The 24887-nt window shown below is 72.8% G+C and carries 17 protein-coding genes; 7 read left to right on the top strand and 10 right to left on the bottom strand.

Annotated features, from left to right (window positions below; translation table 11 throughout):
• Nucleotides 1-51: 51 nt before the first annotated feature.
• From K7C98_RS39495 to K7C98_RS39485, 3 genes are all read right to left on the bottom strand, one after another.
• Nucleotides 52-330 (bottom strand): hypothetical protein, encoded by a 279-nt coding sequence (locus tag K7C98_RS39495; RefSeq protein ID WP_224197101.1) that lies wholly within the window; start codon nt 328-330, stop codon nt 52-54.
• A gap of 360 nt (nt 331-690) precedes the next feature.
• Complete coding sequence (locus tag K7C98_RS39490) at nt 691-1842, bottom strand: hypothetical protein (protein ID WP_224197100.1); 1152 nt, start codon at nt 1840-1842, stop codon at nt 691-693.
• A complete protein-coding gene (locus K7C98_RS39485) occupies nt 1839-2921 on the bottom strand; it encodes a hypothetical protein (protein WP_224197099.1) in 1083 nt (360 codons plus the stop codon). The genes K7C98_RS39490 and K7C98_RS39485 overlap by 4 nt, the downstream gene beginning before the upstream one ends.
• Nucleotides 2922-3004: 83 nt before the next feature.
• On the opposite strand from K7C98_RS39485, the gene K7C98_RS39480 reads away from it, so the two are divergent.
• Both K7C98_RS39480 and K7C98_RS39475 read left to right on the top strand, forming a co-directional pair.
• The gene (locus K7C98_RS39480) at nt 3005-4501 is read left to right on the top strand and encodes a DEAD/DEAH box helicase (protein WP_224197098.1); all 1497 of its coding nucleotides are present in this window, start codon (nt 3005-3007) and stop codon (nt 4499-4501) included.
• Nucleotides 4495-5700 carry a DUF790 family protein gene (locus K7C98_RS39475; RefSeq protein ID WP_224197097.1) on the top strand — a complete coding sequence of 402 codons (1206 nt, stop codon included), beginning with the start codon at nt 4495-4497 and terminating at the stop codon, nt 5698-5700. The genes K7C98_RS39480 and K7C98_RS39475 overlap by 7 nt, the downstream gene beginning before the upstream one ends.
• A 234-nt stretch (nt 5701-5934) precedes the next feature.
• On the opposite strand, the gene K7C98_RS39470 is transcribed toward K7C98_RS39475, so the two are convergent.
• Nucleotides 5935-6405: a MarR family winged helix-turn-helix transcriptional regulator gene (locus K7C98_RS39470; RefSeq protein ID WP_224197096.1), complete on the bottom strand. Its 471-nt coding sequence runs from the start codon at nt 6403-6405 to the stop codon at nt 5935-5937.
• A gap of 191 nt (nt 6406-6596) precedes the next feature.
• On the opposite strand from K7C98_RS39470, the gene K7C98_RS39465 reads away from it, so the two are divergent.
• Both K7C98_RS39465 and K7C98_RS39460 read left to right on the top strand, forming a co-directional pair.
• A complete protein-coding gene (locus K7C98_RS39465) occupies nt 6597-8699 on the top strand; it encodes a DUF4215 domain-containing protein (protein WP_224197095.1) in 2103 nt (700 codons plus the stop codon).
• Complete coding sequence (locus tag K7C98_RS39460) at nt 8696-9796, top strand: MXAN_2562 family outer membrane beta-barrel protein (protein WP_224197094.1); 1101 nt, start codon at nt 8696-8698, stop codon at nt 9794-9796. Before K7C98_RS39465 ends, K7C98_RS39460 begins: the two co-directional genes overlap by 4 nt.
• 48 nt (nt 9797-9844) lie before the next feature.
• On the opposite strand, the gene K7C98_RS39455 is transcribed toward K7C98_RS39460, so the two are convergent.
• The 4 genes from K7C98_RS39455 to fdhF all read right to left on the bottom strand — a co-directional run bounded on the left by K7C98_RS39455 (nt 9845) and on the right by fdhF (nt 19410).
• The gene (locus tag K7C98_RS39455) at nt 9845-11692 is read right to left on the bottom strand and encodes a glycosyltransferase (protein ID WP_224197093.1); all 1848 of its coding nucleotides are present in this window, start codon (nt 11690-11692) and stop codon (nt 9845-9847) included.
• 107 nt (nt 11693-11799) lie between these two features.
• Entirely contained in the window at nt 11800-15585 is a 3786-nt protein-coding gene (locus K7C98_RS39450) for a hypothetical protein (RefSeq protein WP_224197092.1), read from the bottom strand.
• A gap of 395 nt (nt 15586-15980) precedes the next feature.
• Nucleotides 15981-16514, bottom strand: coding sequence for a hypothetical protein (locus tag K7C98_RS39445; protein ID WP_224197091.1), 534 nt, complete (start codon nt 16512-16514; stop codon nt 15981-15983).
• Between the two features lies 1 nt (nt 16515).
• Entirely contained in the window at nt 16516-19410 is a 2895-nt protein-coding gene (fdhF, locus tag K7C98_RS39440) for a formate dehydrogenase subunit alpha (protein ID WP_224197090.1), read from the bottom strand.
• A 136-nt stretch (nt 19411-19546) separates the two neighbouring features.
• Between fdhF and rd the strand changes: the two genes are divergently transcribed.
• The gene (rd, locus tag K7C98_RS39435; RefSeq protein WP_224197089.1) at nt 19547-19720 is read left to right on the top strand and encodes a rubredoxin; all 174 of its coding nucleotides are present in this window, start codon (nt 19547-19549) and stop codon (nt 19718-19720) included.
• Between the two features lie 315 nt (nt 19721-20035).
• The gene (locus K7C98_RS39430) at nt 20036-20452 is read left to right on the top strand and encodes a response regulator (RefSeq protein WP_170135457.1); all 417 of its coding nucleotides are present in this window, start codon (nt 20036-20038) and stop codon (nt 20450-20452) included.
• Nucleotides 20453-20936: 484 nt separating this feature from the next.
• Here the strand turns inward: K7C98_RS39430 and K7C98_RS39425 are convergent, their stop codons facing one another.
• Complete coding sequence (locus tag K7C98_RS39425) at nt 20937-21965, bottom strand: hypothetical protein (protein WP_224197088.1); 1029 nt, start codon at nt 21963-21965, stop codon at nt 20937-20939.
• A 453-nt stretch (nt 21966-22418) separates the two neighbouring features.
• On the opposite strand from K7C98_RS39425, the gene K7C98_RS39420 reads away from it, so the two are divergent.
• Nucleotides 22419-23477 carry a hypothetical protein gene (locus K7C98_RS39420; protein WP_224197087.1) on the top strand — a complete coding sequence of 353 codons (1059 nt, stop codon included), beginning with the start codon at nt 22419-22421 and terminating at the stop codon, nt 23475-23477.
• On the opposite strand, the gene K7C98_RS39415 is transcribed toward K7C98_RS39420, so the two are convergent.
• The gene (locus tag K7C98_RS39415) at nt 23456-24796 is read right to left on the bottom strand and encodes an NTP/NDP exchange transporter (RefSeq protein WP_224197086.1); all 1341 of its coding nucleotides are present in this window, start codon (nt 24794-24796) and stop codon (nt 23456-23458) included. The two genes, K7C98_RS39420 and K7C98_RS39415, sit on opposite strands and share 22 nt — an antisense overlap.
• Between the last annotated feature and the right edge of the window lie 91 nt (nt 24797-24887).

Here is a 24887-nt window from a genome sequence, read left to right as displayed (position 1 = left end):
CCGCCCGCGGAGGCCCGGCGACGGCCGGCCCCCGCGGCGACCTTCCGACAGTCAGCGAGCGTCGGGCTCGCCGTCGTTCGCCTTGAGCTTCTCCTCGCGCTCCTCGAGGCGGTCCTCACGCTCTTCGAGGCGCTCGTCCTTGGCGGCGCTGTTGTCCGGGTCGGCTTGCTTCTCGTCGATCCGCTCCTGCCGGCGGTCGATGCGCTCCTCCTGCCGCTCCATCGCGTCCTCCGTCCGCTCCTTGCGATCCAGCTTGGTGCTGGCGCAGCCGAGCATCGGCGCGAAGGTGAAGGCCAGGGTCAGCAGAATGGGTGTTTTGAACGAATGCATCGTGATCCTCGTTGTCCGAGCCGCCATGGCTCGCTCATCCCTAGCACCCGCGTATCGCTGCGCAACGCGGAATGTGAGCAGTGACGCCGGTGCGTGTGCTCTGTTTCCCGTGAAAGACACGCCCTCGATCGACGCTCGGCGGGCGCTCGCCCTCGGTCAGGTGAGCTGCTCCCAATTGCCTTGCGATCGCGGTTCATGTCCGCCTCACGTCGCCGTGATTGTGGGGCACTTGCACGCGGCGTCGTTCCGACTAGGGGCCGCGACCGCGGCGACGCGGCTCGTCGGGCCCCGCGAGCTCCTTTCCAGTTTGCGCTGGCAGATTCGCCGGCCGATCCGCGCATGAGGCGCTGTCGCGGCCCTTCAGAAGCGCAGCGCCCCGCCGACGAACTGCCAGGCCGCGCGCCGGCCACGGCGGTGCTGCAGCGCGTCGGCGACCAGCCCGCCGGCGGCCGTGGCCGCCAGCCCGATGCCGGCGCCGACCAGGCCGAAGCCCGTCGTGTAGAGCACCTCACCGAACTCGACCGACCCGGCGTCCCAGCGCTCGTGCGCGTTGGCGGTCACGAAGAAGGTCGTCCCGTAGGCCAGCGTCGCCACCCCGGCGCCGGCCAGCGCTCCGCCGGCGATCGCCTCGGCCGTCCACATCCGGCGGCGCACCACCTCGTCGCCGGCCAGGCCGCCGAGCCCCGCGAGCAGCACGCCCGCGCCGAACCCGAGCGCCGCGGTGCCTCCGGCCGCGCGCTCGGTCCAGATCGCCATCGGCCGCCGGCACCCGGCCACGCTCGCATCGGGTCCGCAGGACATGTCCTTCAAGACAGCGTCGGTGTTGCCCAGGCTCACCGCCGCGACCGCCGCCCCGCTGACGATCCCCGCCCCGCCGATCAGCGGCGCCGCGATCGCCCACGAGCGCCGGCGCCGGCGCTCCTCCGGCGTGACCAGGGCCGCGCGGGGCATCCGCGTCATGTCGGCCGCCAGCGTCGTCACCTGTCCCTTGGCGCTGGTCACCTCGAGCCGCGCGTCGAGGTAGCCCGGCCGGGCGATGGTCACCACCCACGGCCCGGGATCGAGCGCCAGCGTGGCCGTCCCGCCCTCGCGCAGCTCGTCCCAGCGGGCCCGCAGCTGCAGCGCCTCGCCGTCGCCCGCGCGCGTGGCCGTCACCGTCAGCGCCTCGTCGGGCCCCACCGTCGGGTCGACCGCCAGGTGCACGGTCCCCGTCTCGCGGTCCGCCGACGCCTCCACCAGCTCCGCCACCGCCCGCGCGGCCCTGTCGGTGGCTGTCCGCAAGGCCAGGTAGCGCCGCGCCGCCAGCCGCGCGTGCGCCAGCCGGCCCGCCTGCAGCCACGCCTGGCTGGCCAGCAGCAGCCCCTGCGGGTGCCCGCCCGCGCGGAAGCAGGCCTCGCCGCGGCGCGCCGCGCCCTCGACCTGCCCGTGCGCCAGCGCCTCGCTGGCCGCGTGCACGCAGTCCGGCGCCGACCCGGCGGCCGTGATCGACAGCGCCAGCGCCCAGACGATCACAGGATCTCCAGCCGCAGCGGCACCGCCAGCCGCGCCTGCGGTCCGGCCGCGAACCGCGTCTTCTCGAGCTCGGCCGCCACGCACGCGCGCGCGACCGCCGGGACCGCGCCGGCGCGGACCCTCGCGCGCACGACCTCGCCGTCGCCGGCCACCACCACGCTGCCGGTCAGCTCGGTGCGCCGGCCCACGCCCATCGGGACATGTCCCAGGAGACATGCCAAGATCCGCGGCTCGCTCGTCAGCGCCCGCAGCTGCGCCGCGATCCGCCGCCGCCGCTCGGCTACCTCGCCGTCGGCCTGCGCCACCGCAACCCACAACGACTCGCCCGGCCCGGTGCTCTCAGGCCCCGCGCCGCTTTCATCGGCACTCGCCGGTCTGCCGGCGACCGCGGAACCACTTCCGTCTCCTGCACCACCGCCCGCGGAACCACTTCCCCCGCCCGCAGAACCACTTCCGCCACCCGCACCACCGCTCGCGGAACCACTTCCGCCACCCGCGGAGGCCCCTGCACCACCGCCGATCGGGGAACCACTTCCACCACCCGCACCGCCGATCGCCGCCCCGTCCTTGCCCGCCGCGCTCCGGCGCTCGCCCGCCGCCCCGCTGTCGCTCCGCTCGCCGCCTGCGCCCGCGGGCCCGCCTGTCGGCCCCGCGCTCGCGGCCGCCCCGCGCGCGCCTGTCTCTCCGGACATGCACGAAGCGACATAAACCGTCGCACCTGTCCCGACGACCATGGCCGCGAGCATCAGCGCCAGCACCCCGCGCGCCGGCGCGCGACCCGGCCGCGGCGGGCCGGTGAGCGCCCACTCCTGGATCACGAGGCCCCGCGTCGTCGAGCCGTCGGCGCGCGGGACCTCGCGAATCGTCGACATCGCCGCGTCGCTCTGCGAGGGGTGCCCCGCCTCGTCCGCCAGGCCCTCGTCGGACCCGCGGCCGCGCGCGTCGCCGCGGGCGCCGGCGTCCCCGCCCCGGCGTGAGGCCTCGCGGCGCGCCGCTCGATCGACCTGGCCGCGGGCGCGGGACGTCTCGCCGTTGCGCTCGCCGGACGTATCGGCCGTGCTGTCTCGGCGCTCAACCATCGGGGCCGGATGATACACGGCTTGCGAGCGGGACGCGCGCAGGCGCGCATCGCGGCAATTTGCTGCTACCCTGCGCGCCGCGGATGCCCGTCGAGCTCCACTTCGATCACGGCACGCTCGTCGTCCTCGGCGTGCCCGAGGGCGACGAGAGGCTGGCGCGGCTGGTCGCCCTCGATCGCCGGACCGGGAACCACCGCGCACCGGCGCACCGCTACCGCGCGATCGTCTCGCATCTTCACAACGCCCACATTCCTTACGTCGACAAAGCTCGCACCTACGATCGCCTCGACCTCGCGCTGTCAGGACCGCTCGAGCCGTTCCCGCACCAGCGCGACGCGCTGGCCGCGTGGCGGGCCGCGGGCGGCGTCGGGGTGGTCGAGCTGCCGACGGGCGCCGGCAAGACGATCCTCGCCGTCCTCGCCATCGTCCACACCGGCCGGCCGGCGCTGATCGTCGTCCCCACCATCGACCTCATGCTGCAGTGGCAGCAGGTGCTGGGCCACTGGCTGCAGCGGCCGATCGGCATGCTCGGCGGCGGCAGCAGCGACGCCCGCGAGATCACCGTCACCACCTACGACTCCGCCGCCGCGCAGACCGAGTTCCACGGCAACCGCCACGGCCTGCTCGTGTGCGACGAGTGCCATCACCTGCCGGCGCCGGCCTACCGCTTCATCGCCCAGGGCTGCCTCGCCCCGTTCCGCCTCGGCCTCACCGCCACCTTCGAGCGGCCCGACGGCCTCCACAGCGTCGCCGCCGAGCTGCTCGGACCCGTGTGCTACCGCGCCAACATCGACGAGCTCGAGGGCGACTACCTCGCGCCGTACGAGGTCAAGTCGCTGGCCGTCGCGCTGACCGAGGAGGAGCAGGCTCGCTACGACGAGGCGCGCGGCCTCTACATCGACTTCCTGCGCGGCAGCGGCGTCAGCCTCGACCGCCCCGGCGGCTGGGCCCAGTTCATCGCCGTCTGTCACCGCAGCGAGGACGGCCGGCAGGCGTTCGCCGCCTACCGCGAGCAGAAGCGGATCGCCTTCACCGCCGAGGCCAAGATCGAGGCCCTCTGGCGCCTCCTGCTGCGTCACCGCCGCGACCGGATCCTCGTGTTCACCGAGGACAACGACACCGTGCACCGGCTGTCGCGCCTGTTCCTCCTGCCGGTGATCACCCACCAGACCCCGCCGAAGGAGCGCGTCTCGCTGCTCGCGCAGTTCGCCTCCGGGGCGCTGCCGGTGCTGCTCACCTCCAAGGTCCTCAACGAGGGCGTCGACGTCCCCGACGCCAACGTCGGCATCATCCTCTCGGGCAGCGGCTCGGTCCGCGAGCACGTCCAGCGCCTCGGGCGGATCTTGCGCAAGAAAGAGGGCAAGCGGGCGATCCTCTACGAGCTGTGCACCACCGTCGCCGCCGAGCACGGCGTCAGCGAGCGCCGCCGCCAGCACCGCGCCTACCAGAAGGAGCCGCTGCCGCGCCGCGGCCCGGCCGCGCTCCGCCCCGGTCCGCTGGACCAGGTCCCGGGGGACATGTCCGAATCGCCAGGTTCCGGCGGACATGTCCCCGGCAACATGTCCGAGGGCGAATGCTGACCCGCGACCTCCTGAACTACCGCCGCGTCAAGGGCGTGAAGCTGCGGCCGACCTTCGTCGACCCCGACGACGCCGACCACCTGGCCACGGCCGGGGCGCTGATCGACCTCCTGACGCACGCCGCCGGCGAGCCGCGCGGGGCCGTCGACGAGGCCGCCGACGCGATCTGCGGCGAGGCGCGCAAGGTCAAGGTCGCGCGCGGCCTCTACAAGCTGCTGACCGACCGCTGCGAGTGGGACGACCCCGGCGACACCGCCATGGACCTGCGCGCCGCCGCCTTCGCGCGCAGCGCCGTGGTCCTGCGCGACCTGTCCGAAGAGTCATCCCTGGCCGACTACCTCGCGGCCGTCGCCGCCGGCCTGCCGCGCCCGCTCGCCGACGTGCGGGCCCACCTCTACGACGACCTCGCCGAGCACCGGCGCCTGCTCGCCGCCAAGCTGCCGACCCCGGCGGCCCTGCTGGCCCGCTACAACCTCGCGCTGGCCCAGGGCCTGGTGCTCTACGCCGGCAGCCTCGACGTCCGGGCCAGCGCGCCCGGCCCGCTCGAGCTGCGCAAGCTGCTGCGCTGGCTCCGCTTCTCGCGCCTCGTCGCCGACGTGCGCCGCGACGGCGACGGCTGGCACCTGCGGATCGAGGGCCCGGCCGCCCAGCTCGACATGCAGAAGAAGTACGGCCTGCAGCTGGCCACCTTCCTCGGCGCCGTCCCGGTGCTCGGCAAGTTCACCGTCGAGGCCGACATCGACCTGCCGCGCCAGCCTCGCGGGCGGCTCTACCTCGACCACAAGGATCCGCTCAAGGCGCTCGACGACGGCCCGCTCGGCCACATCCCGCCGGAGATCGAGGCCGGCATGGCCGCGCTCGGCGACGCCCGCTGGACCCTCGACCCGATGCCCGAGCTGCGCCACGTCGGCGCCGCCGGCATGTGCGTGCCCGACTTCGCCCTCCGCGACGCCACCAGCGGCCGCAGCGTCGCCGTCGAGCTGTTCCACCGCTGGCACCGCCACGCCCTCCTGCGCCGCCTCGACGAGCTGGCCGCCCGCCCCGACCCCCACTTCCTCGTCGGCGTCGACCTCAGCCTCGCCAAGGACGAGGCCCTCGCCGCCCGCCTCGCCGGCGCCCCCGGCGTGTTCACTTTTAATAAATTCCCGACCTGGAAGCGCCTCTCGCCGCTGCTCGAGCCGCCCGCGACCCTGGTCTGAAGGCCAGGTCCGAGCCCCGGCCACCTGGCCTTGCGGTCATATCGTCCCGCGACCCCTGACCCCCGAATCTTGCGGGGCGGTCTTCCGCGCCTCGACTGCATGGTCTCGCGGACAGGTCGTCTCGCCGCCTGGACCGCCCCTCGCTCCCATGACCCTTCGGACAGCCACGTCCTCCCGAGCTCCCGTCGAGCCTGGCCCCTGCCCTTTCGGACAGGCCATCGCCGCGCCTCGCGCTCACTCCTGCGAGTCGAGGTTGTCGCGCACCATCTCGGTCGTGCGCGCGATCGCCTCGATCTCCTGCGCCGAGAAGCCCGCGAACGCGCGGTCGAGCAGCGCGTTCGACACCTCGAGCAGCTTCGGCAGGGCCGCGTAGGCGCGGCGCGTCGGCCTCACCAGGATGGCGCGGCTGTCGGCCGGGTCCGACGTGCGCTCGACCCAGCCGACGCCTTCGAGCGCGCGGACGAAGCGGCCGACCGTCACCTCCGACAGGCCCATCAGGCTCGCCAGCTGGCGGGCGGTCAGCGGCGCGCGCTCCTGGAACAGGTGGATGAGCACGCCGAGCTGCGCCGGCGTCACGTCCTGGAGCCCCGACTCGACCAGCAGGTCGGCGACCTTGCGCTCGAGCTCGCGGTGGATCCGCGAGAGGTTGAGGTACGCCTCGCTCTGCAGCCGCCGCAGGCGCAGCTCGGACCCGGTCGTCGCCATCGACCGCGCTTTCTACCAGAGCCGCGGCGCCGCAGGCCGCGCGTCCGAACGTCATCGCCGCGGCGCCCCTGCTGACAAAATGTCACGCGTGCGCGTCTGCCCGCGTGTGGCAAGCCGCGCCGGCGCAAACTCCCGCGAGGTCCACGGCTGTGGCATCCTGGTTGCACAGCCGTCGAGCGCTGCTTCCGCCTATGCATCCGCACGACCTCTCGCGTCCTGCTGCTCTCCTCCTCGCCGGCCTGTGCGCCCTCACCCCCCTGCAGGAGGCCGGCGCCCAGACCCCGCCCTCCGGCGGCACCGGCGGCACCGACGGCGCGTCGAAATTTCCCCCGGCCGACGCCTTCACGATCCAGTACTGGCTCACCGACGAAAAGGGCAAGTTCGTCCGGCCGATGACGGACAAGTTCGTCAAGCAGTACTACAACAAGGCGCGCTGCGAGTGCGGGCACAAGATCGGCCTCGTCATCCGCCTCAAAAAAGGCGGCACCGGCTACGACACGACCCAGTTTCTCAACAGCTACGTCGGCACCCAATGCGCCACCGCCGAGACGCAGCTCGCCGGCCAGTTCCGCAGATGCGCGCAGTTCAGCTCGGAGCTGGTGCCAGTCTACCAGAGCGGCATCACCACCAACTTTCACCCGATCTGGCTGACGCAGGGCGTCTCGCCGAACAGCGACTCGCGGCTCCCCGATGAGGCCATCACCTCCGGCTCGTGCGAAGCCAACGTCGGCCAGGGCGGCATCTGGATGTGCGCGCCGAACATGAACACGCAGAACGGCTGCCAGGCCGACGAGTTCTTCATCCAGGGCTCGCAGAACCTCAACACGACCGACAAGGCCGGCGGCATCGCATTCGACTTCACCCCCCCGCTGCTCGAGGTCACCGACTTCACGGCACAGCCGGGCGACGGCGCCGTCGTCCTCACCTGGAACACCGCGACGTCGGGCGACATCCAGGGCTTCCGCGTGCTGTGCGAGGACGCCGAGACCGGACAGCCCGTGCCCAACAAGACGCAGCCGCGCCCCGGCCTGCTCGACCTCCCCAACGGCACGTTCTTCTATTCCAAGAACACCATCTGCCCGAACGGCCCCTTCTCGACGTTCAACCAGGGCGAGGACAACCCGCTCGGCACCACCAGCGACGGCGACGGCGTCGACACCGACGGCACCGACACCGGCGGCCTCGACACCGGCGGTGACACCGCCGGTGACACCGGCGCCGACACGCCGAACACTCAGTGCGGCAACAGCATCGTCGAGGTCGGCGAGGAGTGCGACGACGGCGAGAACAACCTCGACACCGGCGCCTGCCGCGGCGACTGCACCCGCGCCCGTTGCGGCGACGGCTCGGTCCAGACCGACGTCGAGCAATGCGACGACGGCAACGCCGTCGACAACGACGGCTGCACCAACGCCTGCACCACTCCGACCTGCGGCGACGGCATCGTCAATGGCGATGACGATTGCGACTGGGGCGCGCGCAACGGCGCCGACGACGCGTACTGCAGCGACACGTGCAAGGCCAAGGGTTGCGTCGGCGAATGCACCTGCGGCGACGGCATGCCCGAGGGGAATGGTTGCGACGAGGGAGTCGCCCTCTCGGACCATTCGTTCTGCACCACGAATTGCCTGTTCGCCGAGTGCGGCGACGGCCTCGTGTTCAGCGACGGCGACCCCGACGAGATCGAGGAGTGCGACGACGGCAACGACGTCGACAACGACGGCTGCAGGAACGACTGCACCCTGCCCTTCTGCGGCGACGGCGTCGTCCAGGACGGCGAGGAGTGCGACGACCCCATGGGCAACGCCGACGACGGCGCCTGCCTGACGAACTGCCGCGAGCCCGCCTGCGGCGACGGCGCGACGCAGGCCGGGGAGGAGTGCGACGACGGCGTCAACAACGGCGGCACCTCGCCCTGCAGCGAGGACTGCACGCTCAACGCCAGCCAGGGCATGCTCGAGCTCGACTGGGACTACGTCTGCTCCGGCCACCTCGCGCTCGGCAGCAAGAGCGTGCGGATCAACGGCCTCGAGAACGGCAAGGAGTACAACTTCATGCTCGTGCCGTACGACCTGTTCGGCAACCCTGCGCCGCTCAAGACGATCGTCCGCGGGATCCCCGTCGCCACCAACGACCTGTGGGAGCAGTGCGAGATCGACGGCGGGATCTGCGGCGCCTCCGGCTTCTGCAACGTCAGCGACGACGACTCGAACGGCCTGGCCCTCTTCACCGCCCTCGCGGCCCTCGGCCTCGGCGGCCTCGGCGTCGCCAACCGCAGAAGGAACCGCGCGTGATCGCCCTCGCCTTGCTCCTCGCGGCCGCACCCGCAGCGGCCGAGTCATCTGTCTCTACGGACAGCAACGCGTCCACGCCGCCCGCGGAGACCGTCGTCACCGTCCCCCCCGCACCTGGCTCCGAGGCCAGCTCGTCCGGCGGCACCACCACCGGTGCCGGCGGCACCACCACCACCACGCAGACCCGCCAGGGCGAGCTGCTCGGCCCGCCTTACGGCTCGCGCGTCGGCGAGAAGCGCGAGGGCGAGGTCTGGCGCCCGATCGACGCCCCGACCTACGAGAAGCAGCCGGTCCCGAGCGAGTCGGCGGTCGTCGGCCAGTCCAACCCCGACCTCGCCGACACCCTCAAGAAGAAGAAGGAGCCGCTCTCGCCGGCCAGCAAGCAGCGGTTCGCGCTCGAGGTCAAGATGGGCCCCTACCTGGCCGAGGTCGACCGCAGCTGGAACGGCTCCGGCTTCGGCCCCTACGCCAAGGTGTTCGGCGAGACCGACTCCAAGACGGGCGAGACCATCGGTGCGCCGAAGAAGAGCGTCTACGGCGCGATCGCCTTTGAGTGGCAGATCACGCAGAAGCTGGCGGGGCCGATCGGCATCGGCGTGCAGTGGAGCATGGCCCGCGACAAGGCCCTCGCCCCGCTGGCCGACGGGCCCGACGAGGACGGCAACTTCCGGAGTGCCGCCGACACCGTCCGCTTCACGGTCATGCCGATCGCCCTGCAGGCCGTCTATCGCTTCGAGCTGCTGGCCGACAAGGTCCGCTGGGCCCCGTTCGTCCCCTACGTCAAGGCCGGCGTCGCCTACGGCTTCTGGTGGACCAAGAACGGCAACGGCAACATCGCCGTGATCAAGGACGGCGAGGGCAAGGTCGTCGACCGCGGCCGCGGCGGCGTGTGGGGCTACCAGCTCAACCTCGGCATGATGCTGCGCCTCGACTTCCTCGACCCCGACACCGCCCGCAGCTTCGACCGCCGCTCCGGCATCAATCACACCTACATCGTCGGCGAGTGGCAGATGACCCGCCTCGCCAACTTCGGCCGCAAGGACTCCATGAACCTCGGCGACAGCACCTGGCTCCTCGGCCTGGCGGCCGAGTTCTGAGGCATGTCGCAAAGAGCATGTCCGTGCGGACATGCTCATTCGGACCGCTCACGCCCGCGCCGCCGCGACGGCGCCGAGGAACCCCAGCAGCCGGTCGGCGTGGCGGTCGAACGTGAACTCGTGGCGGTGGCGCCACACCTGCTCGCGCACCCGCTGCATGGCCGTCGCGTCGCGCAGGCGCGCCCCCAGCTCGGCCATGTCGGAGGCGAACACGCTGATCCCGAGCTGCCGGCCCAGGCTCTGGGTGGCGACGCGCGCGCCGTCGTTGTCGCGCTGGATCATCGGCAGGCCGGCCGCCGCGAGGGTCGCCGCCCGGGCCGGGATGTTGAGGTCGTCCCAGTCGGCGCGGCGCAGGTCGCCCTGGTTGCCGCTGGCGAAGAAGTGCAGCCAGCCGGCGTCGTAGCGCGAGAACTCCTCGACCCACCGCCGCTGGTCGACGTGCCCGTGCAGATGCAAGTGGTCCGGCGCCAGCTCGCGCGCCCGGTCGATCCACCCGCCCCACTGGCCGTGGGTGAATTCGCCGTAGAAGTGGAGATGGACGCCCTCGCCGGCCAGCGCGGCGACGTCGTGCGGGTGCAGGCCGATCGGCCGGCCGGGCACCACCGTGTGCACCTCCCCGTCCTGCTGCGACAGCCGGGGCGCGCGCGCGTCGACGAACCACTCGCGCTTCGGCAGGTCGCCGTCGAGCACCAGCGAGGGGATCGCCGCCGCCGCGGCCGGCAGCACGCCGGCGAACCAGTCGCGCATCTCGGCGCTCGAGTACACGAGCCCGTCGGCGCGCGTGTGCAGCTCGACCAGCGCCTGCCAGCTGCCCTTCTCGCGGCAGATGAACGGCCCCTCCTTGAAGTGCCACACGAACGGCACGCCGGTGTTCGCCGCCAGGACCTCGCGCGCGAACGGGACCGCCTGCCAGTTGAGCAGCGCGTAGACGACGTCGGGCCGCAGCTCGCGGATCGCCCGCCGCCAGTCGGCGCGCGGCAGGTCGTGGACGTGGCCGAACGGCAGCGGCCCGACCGTGTTGTACCAGTACGGCTCGGGCATCCACAGCCCGTACAGCGCGTGGCCGCGCTCCTCGAGCGCGAGCACGCGGTCGGCGTTGTACGCCAGCTCGCCGACCAGCAGGATCTTCAGGCCGCCGGCCGCCCGCGGCGTCGCCGGCCGCTCGCGGAAGCGCCGGTAGTGTTCGACCTCGTCGATCTCGTTGCCGACGCTGCTGTGAAAGCGCAGCGGGTGCTCCACCGCGAAGCGCTGGCGGTACGCGTTGATGCCCCCGACCGGCTCGCGCACGACCTTGTGCAATTGGTCGGGGTGGTCGACCCATTCGCAGGTGACGCGCCCGCTGGCCACCGCGCGGCCGTCTCGCAGCAATCGATCCCACAGCATGCGCCCGAGGTCGTCGGTGACGAGCTCGCCGCGCCCGAGCCAGCGGGCCGCGGTGCGGCGGTGCATCACCTGCACGAGCTGGAGCGAGTGACCCGCGATCACGCCCTCGGCCACGCGATTGTAGTGATGCCGCACCCCCGAATAGGCCATCACCGCCCCGGGGTCGGCGTCGAGCAGCGCCGCCAGCGATTCCAGGTGGTCCGGATAGAACTTGTCGTCCGCCGGCAGGTAGGCGATCCGCGGCGCGCGGGCCCGGTCCAGGGCCACGTTCAGCGCCGCGCCGAGCCCGACGTTGGCCGCGAGCCGTTCGTAGCGGATCCGCGGGTCGGCGAGGTACGGAGCGACCACGGCGGCCGTGTCGTCGGCCGAGCCGTCGTCGACGATCACGAGCTCCCAGTCGGCGAGCGACTGGCCCAGCAGGCTGCCGATCGCGCCGGCGATGAACGCCGCGTGCTCGTAGGTCGGCATCAGCACGGAGATCCGCGGCGAGCCTTCGTCGTCGTGTGGGGTCATACGATTCCTCGGGCTGCCACGGTCCCCGGTTTCGCGGACTCATAGCACCCGCGCCCGCGCCGTCAAGCCGACGACGGGGCGCTGGCGGGCCCTGCGATGGCGCAGGCTCAGGGCGACAGCAAGAAGCCGCCGCCGGCGGTCGTCCGGATCAGCGCGGCGATGGTCGCCCGCGGGTCCGGGTCGAGCGCGAGGCGGTAGCCCGGCTTGCGCATCGCCGCCGGCAACAGCGGCTTCAGCAGGCTGTTCAGCTGCTGCTCGCCCTCCGCCACGATCTTGCCGCGGAGCAGCCCGGCGAGCACGCCGTCGCGCTCGAGGTCGAAGTGGAAGCTCGCGTCCTCGAAGCTGTAGCGCAGGCCGCTGAACGTGTAGTCGAACACCGACGCGCCGTCGATCACGAGCGGCGGGTCGACGGTGACGAGCAGGCCGTGCTCGTCGAGGCGGACCACCAGCGAGGTGTCCGGCCGGAGCAACACCCGCGCCAGCTTCGAGTCGTACAGCACGCGTCGGCCGTCCTCCTCGACCGGGAAGCGGTCGAGCACCGCCGCCACCGCCGAGAACTCCGGCTGGGCCGCGGCCGGCTCGTAGGCGACGAGCGCCCGCTGCAGCACCGCGGCGACCAGCGTGTTCTCGAGCCGCCCGAACTCGTCGATCTCGACGTCGCCGGTCTCGAGGTGATAGCGGGCGCGGTGGAATTCGAAGCGCTGCCGCAGGTCGGGCACGTCGATCTGCAGGTGGCGCTCGCTCTCGATCCGGATCTCCCGCCGGTCGGCCGCCAGCCGCACCACGTCGCCGGGCGCCACGTGCACGAACGCCACCGCGTGCCCGCCCGGGAGCTGGGCCTGCAGCGCCGTGATGCGCTCCGGGTCGCGCTCGGGCACCGGCGGCAGCGGCAGCAGCCGGACGCCCAGCCGCTGCGCCCACGCGGGCGTGCGCGGCAGCACGAACAAACGGATCAGGTCCGACAGCATCGCCTCGGTGCGCGGGCTGACCGCCTCGGCCTCCTGATACACGCTCTCGCGCAGCCCGCCGACCCGCAGCCCGACCGCGGCGTCGTCGAAGCGGTACGTGAGCTCGAACAGCGTGAACTCGGGCAACCACGCCAGCGCCTCGCCGCCGAGGGTCACGCCCAGCGGCGCGCGCACCGACAGGCCGACGCTGTCGACCGCGACCTCGATCGCGCCCTCGACCGGCGTGCACAGCTCGACCGGGCCGATCGCCAGCAGCACGTCGAGCCCGGCCGCCGACGAGCGCCGCGTCGGCCAGAACCACGGCAGCGCCCGCGCGAACAGCCCGCGCACCACGTGGCTGAACAGCTGCTCGTCCAGCTCCCCGGCCTGCGGCAGGCTCGTGAGCGCGACGGTGAACGGGAGGAACGTGACCTCCGCGGCGCGCACGTCGATCTGCAGCTCGAGCTCCGGCAGGCGCAGCAAGAAGCCCTGCCCGAAGTCGAAGCGCGCGCCGTCGCGGCGCAGCACCAGCGCCAGCGGGTGCGTCGGGTCGACGTGCAGCCGCAGCGGGCCCAGCACCGGCAGCTCGGGCGCGGCCACCGGGGCCCCGTCGAGCTCCGGCGGCGCCGGCGGGGGCGGCCACGGCTGCGGCAGGCCGAGCCGCCGCCCGAGCGCGTGCAGCACCAGCTTGGGCGTGAAGCGCTCGTGCAGCCGCCGCACCACCGCGTGCAGCAGCGGCCCCGCCGCCGGCCGGGCGCCGATCTCGATGTGCTCGCCCTCCGGCCGCCAGCGCAGCGACTCGACCGCGAAGTCGCCGACCAGCGACTCGCCGACCGGGCTCACCTGCACCGGCGCCGTGGCCCCCGCGACCAGCGCCCCCGGGATGCGCGCGAACGTCAGGTTCGCGCCGGGCGGCAGCGTCACCTCGACCGTCAGCCCCAGCAGCTCGCCGACGCTGCCCTCGAGGACATGTCCCAAACGCCACGTCTCCTGCGGGTCGGCGTCGGGCCACAGCGGCACCGCTCGCCGCAGCGCCGGGATCACGAACTGCTCGACGCACAGGCCCGCGAGCGCGACCAGCCAGTCGCCCGGCGGCGCCGAGGCGTCGATCTCGACCGCCCGCCGCTGCAGGCAGTGCCTGGCCCCGCGGAGCTCGAGCGCGAGCCCGAGCTCCGGCGCCGCCAGCAGCAACCCGCGCTCGCTGCGGACCGCCAGCTCGGCCGGTCCCAGCGAAGTGGTCAGGGTGTCCTGCGGATCCATCCGCAGCTGCAGCGCCCCGATCACCGGCAGGTTCAACGAGATCAATTCGAGCGAGCGCGTCGCCAGCTGCTGCTCGTCGAGCTCGACCGCCGCGCCCGGGCGCACGCCGAGGCCCGCCGGCACGTGCGGCGCCGCGCGCACGCGAGCGATCGCCGACAGCACCGCCTGACCGAAAGCGCCGAGGCCGGGTTCGCCGTCGACCTCGAGCGCGCCGTCGTCCCAGCGGTAGACGAGCCGCTGCAGCCGCGCGGGCGGCAGGTACGACAGCCCGCCGAACAGCACCCCGAGGCCTCCCGGCGCCGTCAACACCAGCGCCTCCTCCGTGTGACGCAACTCGACGGCGCTGCCGGCCTCGGTGCTCAGCACCAGCTCGCGCGCGTCGCCGAGGCCCTGCCGCCACAGCACGCCCGCCTCGTGACCGATCAGGGGCGGCACGATCGACCGCTCGCGCAGCCACTGCAGCGGCACGCGCGGCTGCACGTGGCGGTCGGACCCGTGGCGCAGCAGCTCCTCGAGGAACGGCCCGGCCGGCGGCGAGGTGCCGACGTCGAGCGAGAGCCCGTCGTGGCGATCGACGCGCGCGCGCAGCTGCTTCACGCGCAGCTCCGCCAGCTCGGGGAACTGATCGAAGTAGACGTAGATCCCCTGCGGCGCCTCGAGCTGCCACACGTCGTCGGTCCGCCGCAGCACGACGTCGCCGCCGCGATCGGTACACAGCGCCACGGAGCTGAACGGCCCGAGCGGGATCCTCGCTATCACCCGCGTCGCCGCCGGCACGTCGTCGGCGCTGAGCTTCAGCGTCGCCAGCCCCGCCGCCACCGCCGCCTTCACGCCCGAGAACAGGCTCGCGGCCCCGCCGGTCGCCTCGCGCGCCTGCGCGTGCGGGCCGGCCTTCAGCGACCGGCGCACGGCCTCGAGCTCCTCGTCGGGCCCCGGCCGCTCGCCCGGGCGCAGGCGCGCGAGCAGCTGCTGCAGGTTCGCCCGCCGCCCCGGGTCCGCGAACAGGTCGTAGCCGGGCTCGCGCATGGCCGCCGGCAGCCGGCGCCGCAGCCAGCGCGTGGCTGTCCTCGCGGCCAGGCGCAGCAGGGCCGCGCGCACCGGCCCGCCCGGCTCGCTCGTCAGCTCGACGGTCGCGGTGGCGAACACGTAGCGGGCCTTGACGATGCCGAAGCGCAGCCCGCCGACGCGGATCAGCAGCGGCCGCGCGACGCTCAGCTCGAGCGCGTCGCCCCGCAGCTCGAGCGCCAGCAGGGCGTCCGGGTCCACCGTGATCCCGGCCGCCGGGAACCGCGAGCGCAGCGGGATCTCCCGCGCGTTCTTCGAGCCCGCCCCGTACAGCCGGGTCAGCCCGGTCTCGAGCGCGCTCTCTCCCGGCTCCCAGCCGATCGTGTGGCGCAGGACGCTGCACAGCGCGACGGTCAGCACCCGGTCGAACAACGGCCCCAGCGCCTCGCTGTCGGTCTCGACCACCCCGTCGACGAAGTCGACGTACACGCGCTGCAGCTCGGCCCCGAACAGCTCGGCCGGCTGCAGCTCGAGGCCGCTGCCGAATTGCAGCTCGACGCCCGTCGAGTCGATCTCGAGGCGGACCGGGGCGGCGAGGCCCAGGCTGATCGACGCGTCGCCGACGACCGGGATCGCCGTGCGCCCGAGATCCTCACGCGGCTGCGGGCTCGTCACGGGCACCGCAAAGGGACGATGTTCGTGGACCGACTGTGGCTGCGGCATGCCTGCTGTGTACTCGGCAACCGCCGTCACGCTCGCCGCGACCCGCACGCCCGCGCCGACCGGCCGTCCGCGCCCGCCCCCGGCGACACGCGTCCGGCGGGCCCGAGCGTCGCCGCCGACGCGGCGCAGGGGCCTCCGTGGCGTCGGCCCGGGACATCCGCCATCCCTCCGTCGCGGCGTCCGGCGCAGAACTCGCCGCTGCCTCCGGCCACACCGCGGAGTTCGCGCAGCGAGCGAGCGGCGACGGAGAGCCCGCCTCCTCCGAACCGACATGTCCATCCGACCATGCCTCATCGAGCATGCGCGAGAGCACATGCTCCTTCAGCCATGTCCTCGGGAGCATGCCCGAAAGGTCAGCGGTAGACGTGCCCCTGGCCCTGCAGCGCGTCCTCGATGCGCGTCAGCTCGCGCAGGATCGCCTCGATGCGCTGGTCCATCGGCGGCCGCCCCGGCGCCTTGAGGTGGGCGCGCTCGAACGCCCCGTTCTCGGCCTCCATCGCCCCGCGGATCGCCCCCGCGCCGGCGCCGAGCTGCTCGAGCTCCTGGCGCTCGTGCGGCTGCAGGCCGTCGATCATCGCCAGCCACAGCCCGACCTCGCGGCTGGTGTCGAGCAGCACCGCGTCGAACGCCTCGATGTCCTCGTCCGTGCGCACCAGGTCGGCCGCCAGCTGGTCGCGCACCGCCTGCAGCGGCGACTCGAGCCAGATCCGCAGCGTCCGCGTCTCGCGGGCCACGCGGGCCAGCGTGTCGCTCAGGTGGGCCAGCTGCAGCGGCTTGTCCTGGCCCGACTCGAGGTAGCGGCGTGCCGCCTCGTCGGCGCGGCGCAGGCGGACGAACCCGTAGCCGACCACCAGCACCGTCACGGCGGCGATGAACAGCGCTTCCATGTCACTCGGCGGCGCCGTCCAGGTCGGCGAGGGCGGGCGGGCGCAGCTTCTCGACGCGCACGGCGCTGAACTTGAACTCGGGGATCTTGCCGAACGGATCGAGCGCGTCGGAGGTCAGCACGTTGGCGGCCGCCTCGCGCCAGCAGAACGGGATGAAGATCGACCCCAGGCCGGGCGCCTCGCTCCCGCGCACCTTGAGGGTGATGCTGCCGCGCCGGCTCGTCACCGCGATCTCGTCGCCGTCGCACAGGCCCAGCGCCTCCATGTCGCTCGGCCGCATGTCGGCGTACGGCTCGCTCTCGATCGTCTCGAGCGCCGACGCGCGCCGCGTCATCGTCCCGGTGTGCCAGTGCTCGAGCAGGCGGCCGGTCGTCAGCACGAACGGGAACTCGGGGCTCGGCAGCTCGTGGGGCGGCGCGAACTCGGCCGGCACGAACTTGCCGCGGCCGCCGGGGAATTCGCGCTCGAACAGCACGACCTGGCCGTCCTCGTGCTCGGGGTCGGCGCACGGCCACAGCTTGCCCTCCAGCCCGAGTGTCTCGTAGGACAGCCCGCGGTAGCTCTCGGTCAGCCCGGCGAACTCGGCGAACACGTCCTCGATGCGCGTGAACTCGAAGCCCGGCACGCCCATGCGCCTGGCGATCTCGCACATGATGTCCCAGTCGAGCCGCGCCGCGCCGGGCATCTTCAGCACCGGGCGGCCGATCTGCACCCGGCGGTCGGTGTTGGTGTACGTGCCCGTCTTCTCGAAGAAGCTCGAGGCCGGCAGCACCACGTCGGCGAACTCCGCCGTCTCGGTGAGGAAGATGTCCTGCACCACCAGGAACTCGAGCGCCGCCAGGGCCTTGCGCACCTTCTCGGTGTTCGGGTCGCTGACGAACGGGTTCTCGCCCTGCACGTACATCCCGCGGATCTCGTGCTTGAGGGCCGCGCGCATGATCTCGACCACCGTCAGCCCCGGCTGCGGGTCGAGCGTCGTCCCCCACGCCGCCTCGAAGCGCCCGCGGACCGCCGGGTCCTTCACCGATTGATAGTCGGGGAACACCATCGGGATCAGCCCCGCGTCGCTCGCCCCTTGCACGTTGTTCTGCCCGCGCAGCGGGTGCAGCCCGGTGCCCGGGCGACCGACCTGTCCCGTGAGCAAGACCAGCGAGATCAGGCAGCGCGCGTTGTCGGTGCCGTGCACGTGCTGGCTGACGCCCATGCCCCAGAAGCAGATCGCCGCGCGCGCCGAGCCCCACGTCACCGCCACGTCGACGATCTCCTGCTCGTCGAGCCCGCACAGCTGCGCGGCCACCCGCGGCGGGTAGTGCTCGACCGTCGCCTTCAGCCGCTCGAAGCCCTCGGTGCGCTCGGCCACGAAATGGCGGTCGTACAGCCCGCGGCGGATGATCTCGTGCAGCACCCCGTTGAAGAACGCGACGTCGCTGCCGGGGCGGATCCGGACGTAGCGGTGGGCGAAGTCGGCGAGCTGCGGGCGGTGCGGATCGATCACCAGCAGCTTGCAGCCGCGCTTGGCGGCCTGCTTGAAGAAGGTCGCCGCGACCGGGTGGTTGCTGGTCGCGTTGGTGCCGACGAGCATGGCGACGTCGCTGTTCTCGATGTCGCGGAAGGTCGTCGACACCGCGCCCGAGCCGATCGTCTCCATCAACGCCGCCACCGACGAGGCGTGGCACAGGCGCGTGCAGTGGTCGACGTTGTTCGAGCCGAAGCCGACGCGCACCAGCTTCTGGAACAGGTACGCCTCCTCGTTGCTGCCCTTGGCCGAGCCGAACCCCGCCAGCGCGCGCGACCCGTGGCGCTCGCGGATCTCGAGCAGCCGCTTCGCCACCAGGTCGAGCGCCTCGTCCCAGCTGGCCTCGCGGAAGTGCGGCATCACCTCGGCGTAGTCGACCAGTCCGCCCGGGCGCCTGCCCTCGCGCACCCGCAGCGCGCTCGACAGCGGCCCCTTCGGGTAGCTGCCCTCGCGCCGGATCAGCGGCTGCGTCAGCCGCTGCGGGTGCGTCGCGTAGTCGAAGCCGTAGCGGCCCTTGACGCACAGCCTGCGGTCCGACACCCGGCTGTCGCGCCCGTCGATCCACACCACCTTGTTGTGCTGCTCGTCGACGTGGGCGGTCACGCTGCAGCCGACCCCGCAGTACGGGCACAGCGTCGGCACCTGCTTCAGCGCCGCCGGCGGCGGCGTCGGCTCGGGCGCCGGCGCCGGGGCCAGCGGCAACGGCTTGCCGCGGCGCTTCGGCGCCAGCGGCTTGTTGACCAGCGCGTCGGTCGGGCACGCGTCCATGCACTCGCCGCACGACACGCACGACGAGCTGCCCATCGGCAGGTCGAGGTCGAACGCGATCTTGGCGCGGTAGCCCTTGCCCGAGCGCGTGATCACCTCGTTGCTCTGGACCTCGTCGCACGCCCGCACGCAGCGGTCGCACAGGATGCACGCCTGGTGGTCGACCCCGATCACCGGCGACGACGGGTCCAGCGGCCGACCTGTCCCTCGAGGCAGGCCCAGCGGACCGCGCTCCCCGGCCCCGTCCAGCCCGTAGCGCCGCCCCAGCGCCGCCAGGGCGCTGCCCTCCGGGCGCGTCTGCGAGGCCTGCTGCGGCTGGTCCGCCAGCAGCAGCGCCGTCAGCACCTTGCGGTGGGCGTCGATCGCCGGGCCGCTGGCGGTGACCGTCATCCCCGGCTCGCACGGGCGCACGCAGCTGGCCGCGAGCACGCGCCCGCCGACGTCGACCACGCACATCCGGCACACGCCGACCGGGCGGTAGCGCGGGTCGTGGCACAGCACCGGGATCTCGATCCCTGCGGCGCGCGCCGCCTCCCAGATCGTCGTCCCCGCCGCGACGCGCACGGCGACGCCGTCGATGGTGAGCTCCACCTCGGAGGGACCTGCGGACATCGTCACCGCATCATAGCGCCGAGCCCGGGCCCCCGAGGGCCGTGCGACGAGATCGCGGCCGTGACCGCGCGCGCCCCCCTCACGCACGACGCGCCGTGCTTTCGGCCACATCGCGGGCGGTGTATCCTCCGCCACCGTGGCAAGGTCCCAGAAATTCCGCTGCCTCGTCTGCGAGCACATCTACGACCCCGCCCTCGGCGATCCCGACAGTGGCATCGCCCCCGGGACGGCGTTCGAGGACATCCCCGAGGACTGGATGTGCCCCGACTGCGGCGCGACCAAGGCCGACTTCGAGCCGATGGAGGGCTGATCGGCGTCCGCTGCGGCCCGTCGCGGGCCTGGCCTTTCGGACCTGTCCGGATGAGCTCGCCGGCGGCGGCGGACCCGACCGTCATCCCCTCGTTCAGGCGCGCCCCGGGGCGCATTGGTTGGCGTTCGTGACAGCCAGGGCGCCAGCTGCGCGCGGCCGCGCAGGCACATGGGTCCACGTTACCCCAGGCCTCGCGGACGGCCGTCGTTCGCCCGCCTGCGCCGCTTTCACGCCGGGCTCTCAGCCCCCAACGCGGCGCACTGTGCTCCGAGTTTGCTCTGGACGGGGAACCGTAAACCCTGCACCCTGGAGGGCGTGACGACACGTGCTCCACGGGTCTTGGTTGTTGAGGACGACGCGGCGACGGCCAGGGTGGTCAAGGGCGCGCTGACCGAGGCCGGGTTCGTCGTCGAGACCCTGGACAAGGGGTTCCTCCTGGTCGCGGTCGTCATGCGGTTCCAGCCGGACATGGTGGTGCTCGACCTCAACCTCCCGGACATGCGCGGCGACACGGCCATGAAGATGGTCCGCCGGGCCACCAACGTCGGCGGCAAGACCCTCCCGGTGGTCATCCTGAGCGGCATGCCGATCGAGCAGCTGATGGAGATCCAGGGGCACCTCGGGGCGGTCGGCTGCATCCAGAAGCCGGCCTCGCTCGACACCATCGTCGACCGCCTGTGCCAGCTGCTGTCCTGGCCGCGCAAGGATCGCAAGCCCGAAGCGGCCTCCTGACCGGCCGGCCGGCCCGAGAGACATGTCCGATCGGGCATGTCCGCCTTGCCATGTCCGGAGAGACAGGCCCGAGAGAGCGGGGCGCGCGTCCGGAGGCGCGGGGCCGTGGAGAGCTGGGTGCAGGCGGGCACGGAGCGGCGGAGCGGGTCCCTCGCGACGGCGGGGCCCTCCCAGGCAACGTGCTCGGCGCCCTTGGGCTTCGATGATGAGCTGTCGTTGAGGACAGGTTCGTTCGTGCCTCGCGGACGATGGCGCCTGCGCGGTTGCCTGCGGTCCCTCCCGCCTGCGTCCCACTCCGCCGCTCCGTGCCCGCCGCGAAGAGCGTCGCCGGCCCCGCTTGTCGCCGTGCGGAGAAGCTCACCGAGCGACGACGGGCGGCGAGTTCGCGCCGACGATGCGGGCCAGTCGCGAAGAGCGTCGCCGGCCCCGCTTGTCGCGGGGCGGAAAGTGATCGCCCGGCTCGGCGCCGTTGGCGAGGCTCACCTCAGAGTTGCTCGATCTGCAGACTGAGCTCGGCAGGCTCGCCGACCCGGCGGCCGAATTCGACGTAGTAGCGGCCCGGCGTGAGCTCGTGCGCTTCCGACGTGCCGGGGAAGATCGGCAACTCGAAGCTGTCCCAGCACGAGCCGCACCTGGCGACGCGAAGGTAGGACCAGTCCGTCGAGGCCGGCGCGGATACCCGGTAGCTGCCGGCCTCGGCGATCTCGAACGCGCGGCTCGTGAACATCAGGCCGCCCTTGTTGGGCCCGAGGACGTCGTCCCGCTCGCACGAGACGTCCGCGCCGAGGGTGAGGGTCGCGCCTTCCCATGGCTGCGGCGGCAGGTCGCACTCGAGCAGCGCGATGCGGTTGCTCCCGCTGCTGCAGTTCGGGTAGTCGGCGAAGTCGGCCATCGCCGCCTCGATCGGCTCGCCGAACACCTCGGCGAAGATCGGCGCGAACTCGTCGAATTCGGCGGTGCGCCAGGTCGAGCGCATGAACTCGACGAACAGCGCGAGGTCGTGGCGCTCGATCAGGAAGCGGACGAACCGCCCCGCCGTGTGATAGTCCATCACGTCGTCGACGTCGCCGTGGAGGACCTGCGCGAGCGGCGTCCCCGCGTTGATGGACGCGGAGCTGTCCTGGAACACCTCCGCGAGCCCCTCGTTGAACGCGGTCGGGCCCGAGAGACCGCCGAGGTTGGCGACCACGTGGGTGATCTCGTGGAAGTTGTAGCTGCTCTCGGCCATGAAGGCGTAGGGCTCCTCGTCCCACGCGCAGCCGCGAGCTCGTCGGCGGCAGTACTTGCGGATCTGGCGGAACTTGATGCGGGTGAAGCGGATGATGTCGGGCAATTCGAAGCCCATCAGCCGCGCGAGCTCCACCGCGTGACGCTCCTGGAGGACGAACGAGCCGCGACACACCGGAGCGTCGGTGGTCGTGCCGTAGTGCAGGTATTCGCCCTCCCAGATCGGCTCGGGGAGGGCGGGCTGGCACGCGACGAGGGCGGCGACGAGGAGCGAGGGTCGAGACACGCGCGGTCGCATGAGCGCCTTCGAGGTTACAAGGTTCAGGCCGTCCGTGCGGCGCCGGCGCAACCGCACGAAGTCTTCGCCGGTCTCGACCGGGCCGAGCTCTCGGTCACAGCATCGGCCTGCCGGGCGCCCAGGCGCGCCGGTGAAGCGGCCGTCGTGCCGTCGGCCCGCTCACGCCCGACGTTCGGCACGGAATATCTCGCGAGGGGCCTCGACCTCACGCCCTTATCCGCCAGTGGTCGGCCTTGACCGGGCGCGATTCGCCGCGTCTCCCTGGCGCTCGAGGCCAGCCGCGCCTCTGTCGCCGGGGTCCCCGACCGCGTCGGCGCACACCGGCCACGCTGCTCACGGGCCGTCCACCTGTCCGCAAGACCATCTTCTGCGCGGCCTCGACCGCGTCGGCGCACACCGGCCCGCCTCCGCGCAGGGCTCGCCTCGGCGTAGCATCGCCGGATGTCGGCCTGCGCCCGCGCGATCACTGTCCTGGCGCTGTTCTGCGGCTGCTTCAGCGACGGCGGCGCCGAGCTGACGCAGACTGTCGGCTCGCTCGATCCGGCGACCCAGACCAGCACGACCACGACCGGTACGACGATCACGACCGGCGAGCCGACGAGCACCGGCGAACCCGGCACCACAACAACCACCACCGGCGACGCGCTCACCGACACCACCGCGCCGCCGCTGTGCCCGGGCGAGATGCAGTGCAGCCCGGGCGAGGTCATGGACGTCGGCGACCTGTGCGACGAGTGCGGGCGCGTGCGCAGGACCTGCCAGGACGACTGCCTGTGGGGCGCCGACGAGTGCGTCGAGGACCCGAGCTCGTGCGCCTACTGGTACCTCGACGATCCGGGCCAGGGCTGGCAGCGCGTGGCCCTGCCCCAGCCGCCGCCGGAGCACGCCCCGGCCGCCCCGGCGAACGCGGCCTTCGACCTCCAGGCCCACGACCAACTCGTCATCCTGACCGCGGACACCTACCACGTGCTGCGCCACAGCGATCAGACCTGGACCGCCTCGGGCCCGCTCTCCGAGCTGTTCCCCGACCTCCCCGGCCCGCTGTTGCAGTCGTACGCGGTCTACAGCGCCGACACCGACGACTACGCCGTCTACGCCGTCGGCAACCCGCAGGCGTGGATCTACGTCCTCGAGCCCGGCAGCTGGCAGGGCCAGTTCGCCGAGGTGGGCAACTGCTGCGACTCGTTCACCCCGCTGGTCAACCCCGGCGATCCGTCGACCGTGCGCGACCTCTGGATCGACCTCGCCGCCCCGTACCCGTGGACCGGCGGCCAGTACTACGGCCCGTGCATCGACGACCTCTTCAACCTCGGCAGCTACGCCGGCTGGGTCACCGCGACCGACGTGTTCGTCCAGGACATCGGCTGGTGCTTCCAGATGGTCGCCCAGAGCCCGCTGGCCGGGTTCGCCCCGTTCACCGCCCCCGGCGCCCCGCCCGGCCAGCGGATCGGCGGCGCCGCGCTGCTCGGCGAGCGCTTCTACGTGTTCGCCGGCGAGTGACCTGCCTCTTTCGCCCTGTCCTCTTCGCCCTGTTCGTTCGCACCTGCGCGTCCGAGCATGCGTGAAAGGACAGCCCACGGCAGGCACAACAGCGCCGCCACCCCGCACAGCCCCGGCCCGGCGACGCCGAGCGCGCCCAGGCCGCTGTACAGCCAGCCCGCCGCGACGTCGCCGCCGCGGTACAGCGCGGTGTCGATCAGGTGCTTGGCCTTGTACTTGGCCTCGCGCCCGGCCTGGGTGAACAGCACCTCGCGGGCCGGCTTGGCCAGCGAGAAGTCGGCGGCGCGGCGCACGATCTGGAAGCCGATCAGCACCGCCACCACCGGCGAGGCCGCGAGGACGGCGAAGCCGACCAGCGACACGATCGGCAGCAGCGCCAGCGTCCAGCCGACCCCGAGCCTGGGGATGATGCGCCCGACCGCCAGCCCCTGCAGCGCCACGCTGATCGCGTTGACGACGAAGTCGGCGCGGGCGAACAGGGCCGTGCGCTCGCCCGGGTCGGTGATCGCCGCCTTCACGATCCGCGCCTGCTCGAAGTACGCGAACGTCGCCGTGGTCGTCAGCAGCACCACCCACAGCGAGATCCCGCGCAGCCGCGGCGAGCGGGCGATCAGCGCGAAGGCGGCCAGCGCCCCGCCGCCGATCGGCCGGGCGTCCATCGACATGGCCTCATGGACATGTTCTTGCGAACCTGTCCTGAACGACCGCATCAGCCCGCGCGCGCACACGATCGCGCCCTCGAGGAACAGCGCCGCCAGCAGGACCAGGGCCGACGCGCCGAGCTTGGGCACCAGCGCGGCGGTCAACAGCGGGCCGAGCAGCGCGCCCGCGCTGCCGCCGGCCGCGACCAGGCCGAACAGGCGCTCGCCCTGCTCGCGGCGCCACAGGTCGGCCATCAGCTCCCAGAACACCGAGACGACCAGCAGGTTGTAGACGGCCGCCCACACGAAGAACGCGCGGGCCGTCCACACCTGCGCCGACCCGTCGAGCAGCGCGAACGCGGCGACGAAGCCGAGCAGCACCAGCGCGCAGAAGCGGTACACCAGCGGCACGATGGTGCGCCGGCCGAACCGCGCCACCACCCACGAGTAGAGCGGGACCGCGGCCAGCATCACCAGGAAGGTCGCCGTGAACAGCCACGCCAGCTTGTCGGTCCCGCCGGCCACGCCCATCTCGTCGCGGATCGGCCGCAGGATGTAGAAGGAGCACAGGGCGCAGAAGATCAGCCCCGCCGACCACAGCGCCCCCGGCAGCTCCTCGCGCCGCAGCGGCGCGATCGCCCGCGCCATCTTCCACACTCGACCCTCGACCTCTGCCATCTCGGCGAGTGTAGAGGACCGCCGTTCGTCCGGACGCGCCGCGCCGCCGGCGGGCCGGTCACCGGCTCACACGCGCGGCGCGAAACCTGCT

The organism is Nannocystis pusilla (assembly GCF_020073745.1).
Taxonomy (GTDB): Bacteria; Myxococcota_A; Polyangia; order Nannocystales; family Nannocystaceae; genus Nannocystis; species Nannocystis radixulma.
The sequence above is the reverse complement of the archived record's forward strand: the minus strand, read 5'-3'. Positions and strand labels throughout refer to the sequence as shown.

Coding starts and splice junctions, on each gene's coding strand:
- K7C98_RS39495 (WP_224197101.1), bottom strand. CDS start 330: ATGCATTCGTTCAAAACACCCATTCTGCTGACCCTGGCCTTCACCTTC.
- K7C98_RS39485 (WP_224197099.1), bottom strand. CDS start 2,921: ATGGTTGAGCGCCGAGACAGCACGGCCGATACGTCCGGCGAGCGCAAC.
- K7C98_RS39480 (WP_224197098.1), top strand. CDS start 3,005: ATGCCCGTCGAGCTCCACTTCGATCACGGCACGCTCGTCGTCCTCGGC.
- K7C98_RS39475 (WP_224197097.1), top strand. CDS start 4,495: ATGCTGACCCGCGACCTCCTGAACTACCGCCGCGTCAAGGGCGTGAAG.
- K7C98_RS39470 (WP_224197096.1), bottom strand. CDS start 6,405: ATGGCGACGACCGGGTCCGAGCTGCGCCTGCGGCGGCTGCAGAGCGAG.
- K7C98_RS39465 (WP_224197095.1), top strand. CDS start 6,597: ATGCATCCGCACGACCTCTCGCGTCCTGCTGCTCTCCTCCTCGCCGGC.
- K7C98_RS39455 (WP_224197093.1), bottom strand. CDS start 11,692: ATGACCCCACACGACGACGAAGGCTCGCCGCGGATCTCCGTGCTGATG.
- K7C98_RS39445 (WP_224197091.1), bottom strand. CDS start 16,514: ATGGAAGCGCTGTTCATCGCCGCCGTGACGGTGCTGGTGGTCGGCTAC.
- fdhF (WP_224197090.1), bottom strand. CDS start 19,410: ATGTCCGCAGGTCCCTCCGAGGTGGAGCTCACCATCGACGGCGTCGCC.
- K7C98_RS39420 (WP_224197087.1), top strand. CDS start 22,419: ATGTCGGCCTGCGCCCGCGCGATCACTGTCCTGGCGCTGTTCTGCGGC.
- K7C98_RS39415 (WP_224197086.1), bottom strand. CDS start 24,796: ATGGCAGAGGTCGAGGGTCGAGTGTGGAAGATGGCGCGGGCGATCGCG.